Annotated in this window: 14 protein-coding genes and 3 pseudogenes; 11 read left to right on the forward strand and 6 right to left on the reverse strand. The window is 65.6% G+C overall.

The window, feature by feature from the left end; all coding sequences use genetic code 11:
- The first annotated feature begins 37 nt into the window (after nucleotides 1-37).
- From AB5J62_RS24950 to AB5J62_RS24970, 5 genes are all read left to right on the forward strand, one after another.
- The gene (locus AB5J62_RS24950) at nucleotides 38-1,369 is read left to right on the forward strand and encodes a cytochrome P450 (protein ID WP_370942363.1); all 1,332 of its coding nucleotides are present in this window, start codon (nucleotides 38-40) and stop codon (nucleotides 1,367-1,369) included.
- A complete protein-coding gene (locus AB5J62_RS24955) occupies nucleotides 1,362-2,387 on the forward strand; it encodes a methyltransferase (RefSeq protein ID WP_370942364.1) in 1,026 nt (341 codons plus the stop codon). Before AB5J62_RS24950 ends, AB5J62_RS24955 begins: the two co-directional genes overlap by 8 nt.
- A gap of 546 nt (nucleotides 2,388-2,933) precedes the next feature.
- Entirely contained in the window at nucleotides 2,934-4,241 is a 1,308-nt protein-coding gene (locus AB5J62_RS24960) for an alpha-L-fucosidase (RefSeq protein WP_370942365.1), read from the forward strand.
- Nucleotides 4,242-4,387: 146 nt separating this feature from the next.
- A complete protein-coding gene (locus AB5J62_RS24965; RefSeq protein WP_370942366.1) occupies nucleotides 4,388-6,412 on the forward strand; it encodes a hypothetical protein in 2,025 nt (674 codons plus the stop codon).
- 84 nt (nucleotides 6,413-6,496) lie between these two features.
- Entirely contained in the window at nucleotides 6,497-7,504 is a 1,008-nt protein-coding gene (locus tag AB5J62_RS24970) for a Gfo/Idh/MocA family protein (RefSeq protein ID WP_370942367.1), read from the forward strand.
- 195 nt (nucleotides 7,505-7,699) lie between these two features.
- Here the strand turns inward: AB5J62_RS24970 and AB5J62_RS24975 are convergent, their stop codons facing one another.
- The gene (locus AB5J62_RS24975; protein WP_370942368.1) at nucleotides 7,700-8,503 is read right to left on the reverse strand and encodes a class I SAM-dependent methyltransferase; all 804 of its coding nucleotides are present in this window, start codon (nucleotides 8,501-8,503) and stop codon (nucleotides 7,700-7,702) included.
- The gene (locus AB5J62_RS24980) at nucleotides 8,493-9,149 is read right to left on the reverse strand and encodes a hypothetical protein (RefSeq protein WP_370942369.1); all 657 of its coding nucleotides are present in this window, start codon (nucleotides 9,147-9,149) and stop codon (nucleotides 8,493-8,495) included. Before AB5J62_RS24980 ends, AB5J62_RS24975 begins: the two co-directional genes overlap by 11 nt.
- Nucleotides 9,150-9,529: 380 nt before the next feature.
- On the opposite strand from AB5J62_RS24980, the gene AB5J62_RS24985 reads away from it, so the two are divergent.
- Nucleotides 9,530-9,721: a hypothetical protein gene (locus AB5J62_RS24985; RefSeq protein ID WP_370942370.1), complete on the forward strand. Its 192-nt coding sequence runs from the start codon at nucleotides 9,530-9,532 to the stop codon at nucleotides 9,719-9,721.
- Between the two features lie 21 nt (nucleotides 9,722-9,742).
- Here the strand turns inward: AB5J62_RS24985 and AB5J62_RS24990 are convergent, their stop codons facing one another.
- Nucleotides 9,743-12,331, reverse strand: a complete 2,589-nt coding sequence (locus AB5J62_RS24990) for a DEAD/DEAH box helicase (protein ID WP_370942371.1) — start codon at nucleotides 12,329-12,331, stop codon at nucleotides 9,743-9,745.
- A gap of 332 nt (nucleotides 12,332-12,663) precedes the next feature.
- Nucleotides 12,664-12,915: a hypothetical protein gene (locus tag AB5J62_RS24995; protein WP_370942372.1), complete on the reverse strand. Its 252-nt coding sequence runs from the start codon at nucleotides 12,913-12,915 to the stop codon at nucleotides 12,664-12,666.
- A 90-nt stretch (nucleotides 12,916-13,005) separates the two neighbouring features.
- Here AB5J62_RS24995 and AB5J62_RS25000 point away from each other — a divergent pair.
- The 5 genes and pseudogenes from AB5J62_RS25000 to AB5J62_RS25020 form a co-directional block, all read left to right on the forward strand.
- Nucleotides 13,006-13,296: pseudogene (locus tag AB5J62_RS25000) on the forward strand (fumarylacetoacetate hydrolase family protein); the annotation flags it as partial.
- Nucleotides 13,293-14,089 (forward strand): annotated as a pseudogene (locus tag AB5J62_RS25005) (2-keto-4-pentenoate hydratase). The pseudogenes AB5J62_RS25000 and AB5J62_RS25005, both read left to right, overlap by 4 nt.
- Nucleotides 14,090-14,091: 2 nt before the next feature.
- Nucleotides 14,092-14,301, forward strand: a complete 210-nt coding sequence (locus AB5J62_RS25010) for a 4-oxalocrotonate tautomerase family protein (protein ID WP_370942373.1) — start codon at nucleotides 14,092-14,094, stop codon at nucleotides 14,299-14,301.
- A gap of 232 nt (nucleotides 14,302-14,533) precedes the next feature.
- Entirely contained in the window at nucleotides 14,534-14,887 is a 354-nt protein-coding gene (locus AB5J62_RS25015) for an acyl-CoA dehydrogenase family protein (RefSeq protein WP_370950325.1), read from the forward strand.
- A pseudogene (locus AB5J62_RS25020) lies at nucleotides 14,818-15,485 on the forward strand (acyl-CoA dehydrogenase family protein). Before AB5J62_RS25015 ends, AB5J62_RS25020 begins: the two are co-directional and overlap by 70 nt.
- On the opposite strand, the gene AB5J62_RS25025 reads toward AB5J62_RS25020, so the two are convergent.
- Nucleotides 15,475-15,906 carry a hypothetical protein gene (locus AB5J62_RS25025; RefSeq protein ID WP_370942374.1) on the reverse strand — a complete coding sequence of 144 codons (432 nt, stop codon included), beginning with the start codon at nucleotides 15,904-15,906 and terminating at the stop codon, nucleotides 15,475-15,477. The pseudogene AB5J62_RS25020 and the gene AB5J62_RS25025 overlap by 11 nt on opposite strands.
- A gap of 133 nt (nucleotides 15,907-16,039) precedes the next feature.
- Nucleotides 16,040-16,768 (reverse strand): hypothetical protein, encoded by a 729-nt coding sequence (locus AB5J62_RS25030; protein WP_370942375.1) that lies wholly within the window; start codon nucleotides 16,766-16,768, stop codon nucleotides 16,040-16,042.
- Nucleotides 16,769-16,884: the final 116 nt, after the last annotated feature.

Raw genomic sequence — 16,884 nt, forward strand, 5'->3', positions numbered from 1 at the left:
GAGGCGCGGCCGCGCCGCGCACTTGCCGATGACCTCGATGACAACAATCGCCACCGCACCGGGAGCCCTGCCGCTCATCGGGCACGCGGCCCGGCTGCTGCGCCCATGGTCCCTGCTGCGCTCGCTGCCGAGCGTCGGCGGCCTGGTCGAGCTACGGCTGGGCCGAGTGCCCGTCTACGTGGTGTGCGACCCGAAGCTGGTGCACGAGATGCTCGTCCACGACGACGTATTCGACCGAGGCGGCGAGGTGTTCGACCAGGTCCGCACCATCATGGGAGACGGGTTGATCACCTGCGCGCACGCCAAACACCGCCGCAACCGGCGACTGGTGCAGCCGGTGTTCAGCCGCTCTCGAATGTCGCACTACGGCAGGGTGATGGCCGAACACAGCGCCGAGGTGATCAGCTCCTGGAACGATGGGCAGATCCTCGACGTCCGCGCCGCGATGCACACGATCATCCGCAGGTTGTCCATCGCCGCCCTGTTCTCGTCCGGCGTGAGCCCGGAACAGTTCAAGCAACTCCAGGACGACGTCGGCGTCTTCGCGGCAGGCTGGCTGCGACGGTTGATCACCCCGGCCCCGCTGCGCCGGATCGCGGGCGGCCTGGCGTGGGACCGTGCGGCCGGCCGAGTGCATACCGCGATCGACGATTCGATCACCCGCGCCAGGCATGCCGGTTGCCCTGTGAGCGAGAACGAGATGGATGTGCCCGCTGTGCTGTTGGGCGCCCGTGACACCGACGGTGGGCGGTTCACCATCGACCAGGTCCACGACGAGCTGGTCAGCATGTTCCTCGCCGCGGTCGAGAGCTCGTCCACCGTGCTGTCCTGGACCTTGGACCAGCTCTCCCACCATCCGGAGGTCCAGCGCCGCGCCGCCGAGGAGGTCGACCGGGTGCTGAAAGGCCGCACGCCGGCCTGGGAGGATGTCGAGCGACTGCCCTACATCACGAGCGTCATCCACGAGTCCATGCGGATGAACCCGCCGACCTGGCTGCTCACCAGGGTGACCGCGCGGGACACCACCCTCGGCGGATACCCGCTGCCCGCAGGCACCACGCTGGCCTACAGCGCCTATCAGCTCGGCCGCGACCCCAAGTCGTTCCCCGACCCGGACCGGTTCACCCCGGACCGCTGGGCCGGTGAAGCCCCGCCCCGAGGCGCGTTCGTCCCGTGGGGCGGCGGCCCGCGCCTGTGCATCGGCAACACGTTCTCGATCGCCGAGACGGTCATCGTGCTCGCCCAGATCATGCAGGCCTGGCGGTTGCAGCCCACTCGGCGCCGATTCGCGACCGCTCGAGTGTCGATGCTGCACATACCCAAGTCGATCCGAGTCCGCCTGCACGCGAGGCAGGCCGATCATGACTGAGCCGCACCAGGACAAGTCGTCCTCGGCTACCGCGTCGATGCGGATGATGAACCTGCTGTCGGGATTCCAGGTATCGCAAGCCCTTTACGTGGTCGCGGAGCTGAACGTGGCCACCGCGCTGGTGAACGGGCCGCGCCCGCTGACCGAGCTGGCGGCTGTGACCGGCGCCGACGCCGACGCACTCAGGCGCATCGTCAGGTTCCTCGCCACGATCGGCGTCTTCGACGTGACCGAGGAACTGATCGCGCTGACCACTCTGGGGCGAACCCTCGCCGAGGGTGTTCCTGGTTCGATGCGCGACACCGCGAGATATTTCATGGAGGCCCTGTATCCGGCGTTCACCGCGCTGCCGCACACAGCCAAGACCGGAGAGATCGCGGCGGACCACTACTACGGAATGCCCTTCTTCGACTGGGTGAACACCTCCGAGCACCTCGTCGACGTCCAGAACCGGGCCATGGCCAATGGCGCCGGTGCCCGCGACGATTCCTTCTACGACGACTACGCGTTGCCGCCCGGTGCGGTGACCGTGGACGTCGGCGGCGCCGACGGCACCATGCTGGTACGGCTGCTCGCGAATCATCCGGGCCGGCGAGGCATCGTGTTCGATCGGCCGGACGTGGTCGCCGGCGCCGAAGCGACACTCGCCAGGTCCGGCGTGGCTGATCGCATACAGGCCGTCGGCGGCGACTTCTTCGACAGTGTACCCGCGGGCGATGTCCACGTGCTGTCAGTGGTTCTGCACAACTGGGACGACCGGTCCGCCACTCACATCCTGGACAACGTCAGCCGGGCGACGACACCCGGTGCGCGCCTGGTGGTGATCGAGATGGTCTTGCCAGAGGACAACACATCCTTCTACGCCACCTCGATCGACATGGTCATGCTCGCCATGCTGAGCGGACGGGAACGGACCGAAAGTGAGTGGCGGGCGCTACTCGACCGGAGCGGGTTCACCCTCGACCGCATCGTTCCGAGCCACACTCCGTACTCCTTCATCGAGGCCACACGGCGCTGAAGCAAACGCCTCGCGTAGGTCCCCGGCGCGCCTCGCGAGAATACGAGTCGGCTTTCGCGTCATGCCTGTTGGTTTCAATCTAGGCGACATCAAGTCACAGGCCAACATGGAGGTTCCGGACGACGGAACAGTCGATTGCGACCAGGTCTTGACCGATGACATGCTGCCGGAACCTTGATCCGTCGACGTTCCGGAGAAACAAAATTCGCGCCTCGAGCTTCCGACCGACCTGCTCGCGTTCGTTCGCAACGCCGGGGCACACACGCGCATATCGCCACTCCGAAGTCCCGCACAGGCCGATGTCGCGCAAAAGGGCAACCTCGGCGCCCGACAGTCGATCACCCACTCCTGCAGCTTTCAGCCGCCCGATCCCAAGGGAACTTCTTCTTTCTCGCCAAGGCGTCCGTTCTATTTGCGCACACAGCGCATCCAATTGGCCCACCCCGAGCGACTCGGCGAACCGGCACCGACTCACGCGACACGCCAATCGGCGATGACATGTAGACCACTTTCAGAATTATTCTCAAGTTAGGGAGAATAAGCCCGATGACAGCACGTCAAGCGTCCTCCGCCGCGGTCGAACGGTTTCAGGACGATCGCTTCGGCATGTTTGTGCACTGGGGCCTGTATTCGCTGATCGGCACGAATGAATGGGTCATGTTCCATGATCGGTATTCCCGTCACGAGTACGCGCAACTCGCACAGCGGTTCGACGCCCCCGACTTCGACGCAGACGCGTGGGTCCAGCTCGCGGCTGAGGCAGGCCAGCGCTACCTGACCATCACGTCTCGTCATCACGACGGATTCTCCATGTACGACACGTCGCTGTCCGAACACAAGGTCACCAAGACCCCGTTCGGCCGTGACCCGATCGCCGAACTCGCCGAGGCAGGGGCGCGGCACGGGGTCCGCTTGGGGTTCTTCGTGTCGCTTGTGGACTGGCACCACCCCGCGTACCGCGCCCATGTGCGCGAGGTCAGTGGGCTGGCCTGGTCGGACTATCTGGGCTTTCTCTCCGGCCAGGTTCGTGAGCTTTGCACTCAGTACGGGGACATCGCCCAGTTCTGGCTCGACGGCTACTGGCCACAGGAACCGCACACCACTGCGTTCCCGAACTGGTTCGCCCCAGGCGGCGACTTCGACTTCGGAGAGCTGTACGAGCTCATTCACACATTGCAACCCGACGCGGTGGTCGTCAACAACCACCATGCCGTGCCATTTCCGGGCGAGGATGTCCAGGAGTACGAGGGCGACATAGCCGGTGAGAACACCCACCCTCACGGGATCAACGTCACGGCGCCCGTGCTCACCGCTGGTGAGACGTGTCAGACCGTGACCTCGACCAGCTACGGATTCGCACGTGATGTGCACGAATACCGGCCGGCGAGCGAGCTGGCCTCCTTGCTCGCGAGGGCGGCCGGCGCAGGCTCCAACCTCCTGCTGAACGTCGGTCCCACTCCAGAGGGAACGATTCCGGCGCCCGCGGCGGATCGGCTCACCAGGCTCGGCGCTTGGCTCGGCCGCGCGGGTGAAGGGATTTACGCGACGCGGGCGGGCGTACTGCGCGTCGCCGACAAGTTCGGTGACAACTCGCTGGCCGGCCACGTGGCCTCGACCCGGGGCAAGAACGACGACGGGGTGCACTACATCCACCTGCTCGACGGGTCCGTGCCGACCTCGTTCGTCGTGGATTTTCCGGCCGGCGTCAATGCCTCGTCCGTCGAAGCCACGTTGCTTCACGACGGCGGTGAGGTGCGAGCCGAGATCCGCGCCGACGGCGACTCACTACATGTCACCGTGCCCGCCGAGCGGCGAGACGGCTTGATCACCACGGTGCGCCTTGCCGTTCAGTGACTCTTCAAGCGCAATTCAGACCTGCTTCGGCAAGGGCCTCGGCGGGATCGCAAAACGCGACCATCCAGTCGGCACGCTCCGGACCGCGAATCCTTCGTGAGGTCCGGACCGTTCCAGCTGCCTCTCAACGTTAGGATTTGATAGCGATGCGAGCATTGATCGTCGATTTTGAGAACCGTATCGCGCGGGGCTTGCGGAACATCGCGCAGGCGAATACAAGCTGGGATCTCGTCGTCCTGGAGGAATGCGGCGACACACTGCGGAAAGTGCAGCAGCACGAGACCAGCCCTCACGAAGAGTCGATCACGCTCACCGACGAACAGACTGAATCGCTACTGCGAGAAGCAACGGTCGTCGTGGATTTCCGAACGCTGCCGAATGGACCCCGGCCCTCAGGTCCGAAGCCCGGCGGCGACAGTGCGCCGAACCGCGGCCTGAGCGCGCTGATCGACGCTGCCGCCCGGTCAGGACAGGTGTCGGTGGTGGCAGTGCGCGATCAGAACCATCCGGCACCGGAATGCAGGTCGGCCAGCTATCCGTCACCGGGCCTTGACCCGGAAGCCGACTCAGCTGAACCGTTCTGCGAGTGGCGGGTGCCCGAGCCATTCGGTCCGCACTGCAGACACTTCGGCAGACTCGCCGACATCATCCGCCACCGGCTCCAGGGAATTCCGCTGCATGCCACCGACAGCGAGCTGGAACTGCTTTACACCGATGATCTCGCGATGGATCTGCTGAAGCTGCTGACGAACTTCGAAAGCGTGGGATCGCTCCCCTCGGCATATCGATCATCCGGCTCTACCATGCCACTCGAGATCCTCAGCCGGCTGGTGGCCGTGGCTCTCCCCACGTGCTACGGCGGTGTCGCCTACGCGGCTAAGAAAGGCGAGCCAGCCAACGACAGCGACCGCGCTGACGACTGGTACACATCAGCGGAATGGGACGACTACACGGTTCGCGAAGAGGCACTCGCTGAAACAGTCGTCGAGATGCGCCCGCAGGTAGCACACACGGCTCGTCAGATCATCGCGACCTGCGCGTCCTGGCGATGGCTGTACCGACCATCCGACGATTCCGTGTCCGAAAGCTCGCAGACCGCGGGCCGAGGCGGTTCGATCGCGCAGGTCGCGCGTGATGACAACGCCGGCACTATCACCAAGACGGTTTCAGGAGAAGGATTCGAAGGCGGCGGCCGAGCGAAACTGCTGGCGGAGATCAAGTTCTACCAGCAGCTGGCACAGCCACGATGGCACCAGCTGGCGAAGTCCTACCCCGCGATGCTGGGGTACGACGCCAATGAGACGAAGCCCAGCTTGACACTGGAGTACTTCGGAGATGGCAGTTCTTTGGGGCACCGCCTGGCGCTTGGTCAACCGGTCGACTCGGTCCAACTCGAAACACTGATCCGCGAAGCGTTCTTGGCCAGCTACCTCCGAGAACCGGAGCTGTTCGGTAAGAACCTCTCCGAATCCTTCCTGCACGGAGCCTACCTCGAGAGGGCACGCTCACGCCTCAAAGCAGCGGTGCACTTCCTGCGCCAGGATGAAAGGCCCTCAGCGCGAGCCGCCGGCTCGCTGTTCGACTCCGGAGGGGCTATCGTCATCGACGACAAGCCGTACCGTAACCCATTTCTTTTACTCGAACTGATCGAGGCCGATCAGCGAACCTTGGACCTGCTTCGACCGAGGCTGTTCGGTCCGTGCGCACATGGCGACATGACCGTACTGAACATGATCTCATCCAGTAGCGTGAACCGCGCGAAACTTGTCGATCCCAGAGGTACTCTGGCGAATTGGGATCCGGCCTACGATCTCGGCAAGTTCTCGTTCTCGGTGATGGGATACGCCCACCTGGTGTGTGGCACGACAGGCTTTCTGGCGGACTCGAGCGGGTTCCACTCGTTCACGAAGGTACCAGCCGAGTCACCGGACACACAGGAGAATCCCAACAGCTCTTGGGTTTCCGCCCTCATTTCCGGTTCGTCGTGGATCGAGCCGATCAGGCAGAGCGAGCCGGGCCTCGACCTGCGTGTGCAGTTCGTGGAATCAGTGCACTACCTCGCGGATTCCCCTTATCGATACGCGTTGGCCAGGGACATCGATCGATGCATATCCGTCATTCTCGCCGGCACGGTACGCTTGAACGAGTTCATGACCAATGCGGCGGTCTAGCGCTCGAGCCTGGATCGGCGAAGCTGCGCTCCGTCGCGGCACCGGCAGTACTTTCGTCCACCTCGACCATGGGAATCGTGCCTGATGACCGAACCACTTCGTATCGGAGTACTGGGCGCGGCCCGGATTTCCGAGCGTGCGATAGTCCTGGCCGCGCAGGAGACCGGCTCCCGGTTGGTGGCCGTCGCCGCCCGTGACCGCGACCGCGCCGAGGCCTTCGCCGGGAAACACGGTGTGGAGCGCGTACTCGGCTCGTACGCCGAAGTGCTCGCCGACCCGGAGGTCGAGGCGATCTACAACCCGCTGGCGAACGGCCTCCACGCGTCCTGGAATCTGGCGGCGATCGAGGCCGGAAAACACGTGCTGACCGAGAAGCCGTTCGCGAGCAACGCCGAGGAGGCGGCCGAGGTTCGCGACGCCGCGGTCAAGGCGGACGTGGTCGTGCTCGAGGGGTTCCATTACCTGTTTCATCCGGTGACCCGGCGACTGCACGACCTGCTCGACTCGGGTGAGCTCGGTGAGCTGCGACGGGTCGAAGCGACGATGGTGATCCCGGCGCCCAAAGAGGACGACCACCGCTGGTCACTGCCGCTGGCCGGCGGCGCGTTGATGGACCTGGGTTGTTACCTGCTGCACGCGCATCGGATGCTGGCACGCTGGGGCGGCGGCGAACCGCAACTCGTAGCGGCACGCGGCGAGGAGCGCCAGGGCAAGCCCGGTGTGGACGAGTGGATCGACGCCGACCTGGCGTTCCCCAACGGTGCGGCCGGGTCGGCTCGCTGCAACATGGCGGGCGAGCAGCGAGTGATGTCATTGCGGATCATCGGCAGCCGTGGTGAGGCCACGGCTGCCAACTTCGTGCTGCCACAGCGAGACGACCGGATCTTCGTGACCACCGCCGCGGGCAGCCGGGTCGAGCGACTGGGCACCCGGCCGACGTACTTCTACATGCTCGAGGCGTTCATCGCCCGGCTGCGCGAGGACAAGCCCTTGCCGATCGACCCCGACGACGCCGTCGCGACCATGCAGCTCATCGACGCGTGCTATCGATCGGCCGGGTTCGAACCACGCCCTAGATACGTTTCCGCTTGACAAGGGGACCCATTCCCGTCGCGGAGTAGAGTGGCCAACCTAGGGCGTGTCCTGGGGATGCCTTGAAAGGTTCCGATAAACCGTCCACATGCTTTGATCTTCGCGCAGCGGCGCGCAAAACGGCTCACCAGCCGGTTCGGCCCGCGTTCTCGTCCGAGGAGAGAGTCGTGCGCGGGGCGACTTCCCGTGCGCCGGTCACAGCTTCCTCGCGGTGAGCAGGAGAAACGAGGCGGGCGTGGTGACGTCGAGCACCTCCATGCCGCTCGCTCGCGTCCACTCCAGCACATCGTCGAGCCGGAACGACCTGGCGCCGAACGCCACTTCCTGCCGGCGCTGGAAATATCGTTGCAACGGGCGCGGAGCCTCGGTGAGGCTGGCGAGCGTGAACGTGCCACCAGGCCCGAGCACTCGGCCGAACTCACTGATCACCCTTGCGGCGTCCGGCATGATCTGCAGCGCGGCGGAGCAGTTGACGCCGCCGAGCGAGCTGTCGGCGAACGGAAGATCCATGGCATCGGCCCGGACGAGTGAGATTCCCGGCAGTGCCTCGTGGATCGCGCGCAGCATGGTGACGCTGAGGTCGAGCCCGATCACCTGATCTGCACCGAACTTCTCGACCAGTACCCGCGTCCACCGGCCAGGGCCGCACGCGATGTCCACCGCCGGACCCGCGTCGGCGCCGGCGTGCTCCCGCAGGTACTGCTTCTCCATCTCCTGCGTGCACTGCTCACCCCAGTTCACAGCGGCGACCTGGAGATACGCGGCCCTGGTCAGATCCTCGTAACGAGCGACCTGTAGCGGGGCCTGGGACAACAGCGTGCCGAGGCCGATCTTCGCGGGCATCGCGAGATCGAGGGTGAGGTCGAGAAAGCCGCCCAGGTCCGGATAGGTCTGCGCGCAGGCCTGACACTCGGCGCCGGAGGTCGACGCGACGAGACCCGCGCGGCAGCTCCGGCAGGTCATCCGGTCGACATGGCGAACGAGCAGATCAGCGGACAACGGAGGCCTCCCAGATCGCGAACTCGGCTTGCGCACCTAAGAAAGCGAGCACAGCGGTGGTCTCCAGCTCAGCGATGTCCAGCACATCCACCTCACACAGGTCGAGAGTGGACTGCCACGCCCTGTCCAGCTCGCGTTCAGCCTCGGTCAACTGCCAGATCGCCGGAGTGGGCCAGGCACGGCCGATCTCGTACCGCTCCGCCTCCCCTTCAGTCGGCGGGGTGAGGCACCGTTTCAGCCGGGCGCGATCGTCGCGAGGTACACCGAGCCCCAGTTTATCGATCTCAGTCCGCCTGCCGGGGAAGTGCGCGAGGTGGTACACAAACGAGAGACGGAGCGCGCGGCTTTCACTCGGCACCACGGCCAAACCAAGCACCGTGTCCACATTAGACTCAACTGCCGCTCTGGTTTCCGCCGTCACCCTGGGGTCATCCGCCCTGGACTCGTGCAGCACACCGAGCGCGACGAGCACGCTCGCCACGACCAGCGGATCGTTGTGCGACAACAGTTCCGCCAGGCGTTCCACGGCCTCGGGTGCGGCGCTTGTCAGCTTCTCGTCCTGCCAGGCCTGTGCCATCGCCGCATCGACCCGCGCGAGATCCTCCCGCCTGCCCACTCCCGCCGCATTGCCGGACTCCGCTCGCATGCGTCTCCCTTTCATCGCAAACTTTTGTCCACATCCGGTGCTATCTTCGCCGAGGTGAGATTCGATCACCGATAGCAGAAGTCGGCTCCGGGCCGGCCAACGGCGAAACTCCGATCAGCGAGACTCAGAGGCAAGACCACTTGCGCATGGCTCCCTCCTGGGCTGCCGATGCGGCTGGCGTGACAGGCTATCAAGAGGTTGCTGCCGGAATCACGTCACGCAAAGCACTCTGCCCGATATGACGCCCCGGGTTGTACGTTCACGCTCACGCCCTCGCTCAAAACGAACTGCCGGGACCGTCCCGCTGCTCAGCCAGGGGCCATGCCTTAACGGGCGGTCTCGTTCTCGGGACGACAGCGTGACTACGCCGAGAAAGTCCGATGGACGAGTTCTACGCAGCGATGACAGCCGGGGTGGAACGTGGGGACGGCTACATCCTCCCGGCACTGATGGACAGCGTCGTCATCCACGCTGAGCTGCTGAGCCCAGCCGTCGTCTACTTAATCGATCACGAGTCGGCTGATCTCACCAAACAGGTCGCTTGCCAAGCGTTTCCTGCCCGTCCGAAATAACGGCCTGCGGTAGCGGAATTCCTAACCCGAATACACACTGAGCCATCCTGTAGCGCGGTAGTCACCACGTCGAGTGAAGATCGCCCCAAGTCGCTGAAGCCCATCGCCTTCCTCGTCCGCGATGGAGGCACGTCCCTGCGACGCAACGGCATACCGACAGCCTCGACCCGTCCAGGTGGCGAGCACACTCCCGTCGGGCGCGGAGGCGTTGGTGCGGTTGGCATGTAGGTCAATGGTCGCACTCGTCGCGCGCTCGCCGAGCAGGGTCTGATACGCGTCATCATCGAGCAGGCAATACCTCGGGCGCCGGGTAGCAGTCCAGTCGGGAGTCGCAATACCTTTCGCTGTAGCTGCTTTCCACAGCTCGGGAACCCTTTCCTCGGCATACACGCTGGTCGCCATCTGCTCACACATCCACAGCAACCTGCCCGCGCCACGGCGAGGCTGACAACGTCTCCATTTGACGCGTCTGCTGAGATCAGCAGCGACGATCGCACTCCAAGGATGGATCGTGCCGAGCAAGCCTTGCGAGCCGATCCAGTGGAGATACCGCGGGGCTTCCTCGAGTACCTGATGGAGCACCGGATACGGGATGGCCCCGACCGTGCGAGCACCGCGGTGAAACGCCTCGGGGCTACCGGCCACGAGAAGGAGTGCCACCTTCGCCAGATCGCCGGGGTTGTACTCTCCTTCGTCCTCTGGCCGCAAGAGGGCGCTGACCGTGGGCTTGAGTTCCTCGCTGATCGCTGCCTTCACCAACTTGGGAACCAGCGTGGACACCACTTCGATGATCGTGCGCTCAGCCTCGTCCGCGCCATCGGGCAACGCGCTTTCGGCTAACGCGATCCGCAGGTCGTGGGCGATCTTGGTAGGCACCATCAGCCGCGCGGTCAACTTACCCAGTTCGGTGGGGGCGAACCGCAGATCACCGTCGGGCTTCTCGACACAGGTGAGGTAGTCGCTTTTGACAAGGAAATCGACCGCGGCACGCAACGATCCGAGACTTCGGTTCCCCTGATGGTACGCGAGCGAGCCAATCCACCACTGTTCGGCGTCACGCAACGACCGGACCCGATACTGCACCGCCTCCGCGAGAATATGGTCGGGCAGAAACGACTGGATCTGCGAGCGAACCGCGTGCCCGGCGACAAGCCTGGCCTGCCAGTCCGCACGCTCCGCCTCGGTGACGATCATGAAGGCCCAGCCTTCACGCTCGCCGGCTCCGAGCCGGCCGGCTCGCCCGAACATCTGCTGGACGGTCGCCACGTCGATCGGGTTCATCCCCACTTCGGTGTCCTGGATCACCACCGCACGAGCCGGCAAGTTGACACCTGCCGCGACCGTTGTCGTCGCGACCAGCACATCCAGTTTCCGCGCGCGGAAGTCGTTTTCAGCGGCACGCTTGTGCTCCCACCCCTTGTAGTGCAGGCCCACCCCGACCGAGTCGCACACCTGCCGTAACCGGTCGTGATCCTCCGGCCGGACGCCGGTGATGTCGGCGCCTCGCGAGCCGGCGATGACCAGAGCCGTGCGGCGGACGCCACGTTTGCTACCGCAGAAGACCACCACGCTTCCTTCCTCCGCACTGACCATCGCGGTGATCGCGCTCGCCAAGCGGATGCGGGACGTCTCGACCAGGCTCCAGTCACGATGGGCGGCGACGGCTGGAAGTTGCCAGGTCAGTCTGGTCGGCCGCCAGGCGACCCGGACCAAACGGGCGTCGAGCCAGGTCGCGATCTCATCGGCGTTCGAGACCGTCGCGGACAGCCCAACGATGCGCATGCGGGCCTCGGCGCCACGCATCCTTGCCAGCAACGCTTCCAGCACAGGGCCACGCTCAGCATCACCGAGCAGATGGATCTCATCGACAATCAGGCAACCGACCTCGCCGAGTGCCTCGCGCAACGACGCCGCCCGGCATATCGCTTCGAACTTCTCGGTCGTGGCCACCCAGATGTCGGCGTCACGGACGCGCTGAATGTCGACGCTGTATTCGCCGGACAATCGCTCGACGCGCAGTCCTTCGCGACGCCAATGGTCGAGTTCGGCGTCCAGCTCGTCTGTCAGCGAGCGCTGGGGCACGAGCCAGGCAGCTTTGCGCCCCTCCTGCAGGACCGTCCGCAGCGCGGCCACCATACCGATCACTGTCTTGCCAGCACCGGTCGGAGCGACCACGACCAAGTGATCGACGGTATCCAGGATGTAAGGTACCGCCGCCGCCTGGGCGGGGTTGAAGGCGGCGTAGGGCAGATAACGCCGCCAGCGATCCGGTACGAGGTCCTCCACCGCGCCACCGGAGTCGTCGCCGATCGGCTCGGCGGTCTCCCAGAGCACACGGAACGCGTCCTGAGCCGCTTCGCCGGACGCCAACGTCAGCTCCTTCTGTGCCGGCCTGCCCAGATGACATTCCCGCACCGATGCGCTCACCGTACCGTCGCGCTCGGTGATGACCTCGTCTTCGATGAGGTGGCGTATTTGGCGAACGTCGATACCATTCGCGGCGAACTTGTCCCGCAACACGGTGAACCGCGGGTTATCAGGCATCAGAACTCTGGCATCTGTCCCCGGCGGCGGATTGGGGATGACGGTGTCAGGATCGGTGACCTTCATCCACAAGCGCCTCGGGCTCTCGTGCTCCTCTGCCCCCACTGTCGAACCTGTCATGAAATCCCGTCCGCCTCCCAGCCGCATGCGCTGAAGCATGCTATCCATCGCTGTACGGACGTCGACGACCTCGTCGATGTCAACTCTCGTCGGCCTGCGCCAGGGCTTGGCTCTCCCGTTCGATCCGTCGGCTGCACGTTCATGGGAATCGAAGCCAGCTGGCTTCCATGGTCGGAGGGGCGGTCCGGCAACGTCACGTCGGCGAGGTCGGAAAGGATTGCCTTGACCGTCTCGGCGGCGCATTTCTTGTTGGTGCCGGACGGGCCGCGTTTGACCCATCAGGCGAGGTACTGTCGTTCGACACCGTGGATCCTGCCGTTGTCGTTCGGAATGACGCCACGCTGTTCGTCATAGGGCACACCCGGGCAGGCGGTGCCCCGGTAGCCGACCGCGCGGACGACGAGTTCCGCGCGAATCTCCTCGCGTCGGCCGTTGGCCCGGGCGAAGACGCGGCCTTCCGTGTCCGTCACGAGGTCGTTCTCTTCCAGGACGACGCCGCGGACGCTACCGTCGCCGACGACCTCCGCCACTGATCCGCGGAAGCGCAAGGTGATCGCCGCGTGCCGGTTCGACGTCGGTGTCCGTGCCGCGAAATCACGCAGCACGGCGACGTTGAGGGCCCGGCCCGGCTGTCCGATGTGGACCTTCGGCTGGCCTGGTGCGTGCTCTACACCAACGGCCAGGTGGTGGCCACCGGTGCCGGCGGAGCCGTCCTCGGGTCCCCGCTGAACGCGCTGGTCCGGCTGGCCAACACCGTCGGCCCGCTGGGCGTCGCCGTCGAACCCGGACACGTCGTGCTGCCCGGCTCCATGACCCGGGCGGTCCCGATGGCCCCAGGCGACACCGTCGTGACCACGATCGCGGGCATCGGCAGCGTGACCGCGACCCTGTCCGAGCAGGAGGCAGCATGACCACCACCGAAGTCACGGCCGGCGACGTCGGCGGCGCGGCCGACGTCCTCCTCGGCGCCGAGCGCAGCGCCACCGCCCGCGGCCCGATCACCGAGCACTGGCCGCAGCTGGACCTGCCCATCGCCTACGCGGTGCAGGACGCGGCTCTGCAGCGGCGCCGCAGCCAGGGCGAGACCCTGGTCGGGATCAAGCTCGGCCTCACCTCGCGGGCCAAGCAGCTGCGGATGGGCATCGACTCGCCCTCGCTGGCCTGGCTGACCGATGCGATGGTGCTGCCCGCGGGCGACCCGCTGCCGAGGCAGGAGCTGATCCACCCCCGCGACGAGCCCGAAATCGTGTTCGCCATGGGCCGACGGCTGGCGGGCCCCGGTGTGACGGCGGCGACCGCGCTCGCCGCCGTCGACCTCGTGTACGGCGGGATCGAGATCATCGACAGCCGCTACGCCGACTTCAAGTTCACCCTCCCCGACGTCGTCGCGGACAACGGCTCGTCCGGCCGATTCGTCACCGGCCCGGTCGGGCTCCCCGCGTCCGAGGTCGACCTGTCCCTGGAAGCCGTGCTGCTGGAGGTCGACGGGCAGATCGTCGACACCGCGACCGGCGCCGCGGTCCAGGGTCCCCCGCCGAGGCGCTCGCCCTGGCGGCCAATTCACTCACCGAACGCGGACTGGCGATCGAAGCAGGCTGGATCGTGCTCACCGGCGGCATGACCGACGCCGTCCCCGTCACAACAGGGGCTCGGGTCGCCGCGCACTTCTCCACACTCGGTTCGATCACGATCGCCGGAGGCTGACTGTGCCCTTCATCGACGTCACCATCGCGCAAGGCCGTTCGCCCGAAGCGATCCGCGCCCTGATCCACGAACTGCACGAAGCCGCTCACCGCGCACTCGACGCATCTCCCGGGTCCATCCGCGTCGTCGTACGCGAAGTCCCGACCACTCACTGGGCCGCCGGTGACCTGACCATCGCCGAGCGGCACGCGCACGACCAGGAGGTCCGATGAGCGCCCTGCGGAACCAGCCCGCTCGGCTCGCCACGGAGCCAGAAAGGCTGGCCGACCGGCTCTACCACGACCTGCTCTCCCCGCCGGAGATCGACCAGGTCCGGCTGCAGGTACGTGACGTCGCGCGCCGCGTCGTCGCGCCCGAGGCCGCCCGCATCGCCAACGGCGACGAACGGGTTGATGGCTTCCCCCGCCCGGTATTCGACCGCTCGGCGCCGAAGGGCTGTTCCGCATCCCGTTCCCCGACGACGTCGGTGGTGCCGGACACACCCATCCCGCCCTCGCCACCGCTGTGGCCGTCGAAGAGCTCGCCTACTACTCCAACAACGTCGCCGCGATCTTCGACGTGCACTGCATCCTCTCCGGCAACGCCCTCGACCAGGGCACATCCGAACAGCGACAGCGGTGGCTGCGCCCGCTCGTCACCGGTGAATTCGTGGGTGCCTTCGCCACCAGCGAGCCATCGGCCTCCACGGCCGTAAGCGCTGGATCACCAACTCAGCGGTCGCCGACGTCATCGTCGTCCTCGCCCGCACCGGTGCCCGTTTGTCCACCTTCATCGTTCCGGCCTCGACGCCTGGCGTGACCATCGGAACCCCAGACCGCAAGCTCGGCAACCGCGGGCAGATCACCGCTGACGTCATCCTCGATGACGTCAGCCTCGGCACCGAGCACCTGCTGGGCGTCGAGAACGGCGGCCTCAAGGTCGCGCTGCAGACCCTCACCTACGGGCGGATCGGCATCGCCGCTGCCGGTGTCGGCATGGCCCAGGCCGCGTTCGATCACACGGCCAGGCACTTGGCCGCCCGCCACGCCTTCGGCGGTCCCCTGGCGGGCAAACAGCACTGGCAATTCCTCATGGCCGACCGGGCCACGGAACTGACCGCGGCTCGCGACCTGTACACCAAGGCGGCACTGCGCATGGACAACGGCGTCGCGTTCCCCGAGCCAGAGGCCGCGATGGCCAAGGAATTCGGCACTCACCTGTCTGTCGACATCGCCCGCGCGCGGTGCAGGCCTTCGGAGGTATGGGGTTCACCTATCAGCGTGGCGCCGACGACGCACCAGGCCCCGTCGAAGCGATCTACCGCGACTCGAAGATCGGCGAGATCTACGAAGGCGCCAACGAAGTCCAGAGGTGGGTCATCGCGAGGCAGATCTTCGGCAGGGACATCACCGGCTGACCGGCGGCGTGCTCCCGGCCATTTCCGTGCCGGATGTGGTTGATCGATCAAGTTCAGCTCCTCGAACTGATCGACGATCAGCACCGTGTCCGCGTCCAGCGGTTCCAGCGACGGGCGGGCGGTGGGCGTCACCATCACACAGCGCCAGGTCCGCGAGCCGGGAACCACCCGGCGGGATCAACCTCGCCCCGAGCAACGAGGACTTGCCGACCCCGGACGGCCCGACGACGAACAACGGCGTAGTCGCCGCGAGCCTGCCGACGAGATCCGCGACGACACGCTCGTGAAGCCCGGCACCACGGCCAAGTTCCGCGACACCGACACGGTGATGTTCCCGAGCAGCTACAAGATCAAACGAAAACACGATCCCCGGCGGCTCGTGGATCAAGGCCGCGGTCGTCTGTGTCAACCCGCTCAACACCCAGGTCCGCTGCTACGGCTACTGACCGTCTGAGCGACCTGCATCGTTGGGCGGCCCCATGATTGGATTCCGCCACTCGAGGGCCTCTCTTTTGTTGTCATCGCGCATTGCTCGCGAGCGGCGGCGAAGCTGGTCATTCAGCGTGTACCTCGTAAGGCGTACGCTGAAGTGGAGCTGCCGTGACGTCGCGTTCATCTCGTTTCATGATGCGGATGCCCTGCTGAACCATCACCACGATCCAGACACCGAAAGCACCGAACGCCAGCCAGAAAGCGAGAATTCCGTCGTATGCGAACGGACCTCCGGTAAAGCAGAAGTCGGCGATACCGGTTGCGAAGCACAACCCGCAGAAGAGGTTCAGGTAGGCTACCCACTTGGGATAAGTGGGATCGCTCCGACGGTCACCGAAAATCGCCACAGCGATGGCGACCACATGGAAGACCGCTGGCGTCACGAAGCCCAGCAGCCACAACCAGGCCAGGTCGTGCATGCTCGCCACGACCGCCGCGGAATTCCCGTCCTCGGCCCGGTAGAGGGCGGCAGCCATCGCGAACACTGGAACCCCCACGGCGAGCACCGTGAACGGACCCGCGCACAGGTTCACGTAAGCCATGGGCGCATACTTACCGCCCTCGGCCTCCTTCACATGATAAAAGAGCGCGACGGAAAACGGGATGGTGAACCCTGCCCCGAAAAGCATGATCACCAAGCCGACTTTGATCCGAAGCGAGTTGTCGACGTACATCCGCACGATCTCGTCGACACTCATCGACGACGACGGAGGCGGAAGGAAGCCCGCAACCGTCACGCCTACCAGGAGAAGTAAAAGAAAGACGAGGCCACTGTACAGGCTGGCCCTCATTGTGAAAGTGTTCACGTTGCGCTCCGGTGGATGACGAACCTGCGGGCTCATCCGATACTAGAACCCGGTCACCCCCGGCAAAACGCGCAGTTCCACCGAGTGAAACCACCCACTGC

This window comes from Amycolatopsis sp. cg5 (genome assembly GCF_041346955.1).
Lineage (GTDB): Bacteria > Actinomycetota > Actinomycetes > Mycobacteriales > Pseudonocardiaceae > Amycolatopsis.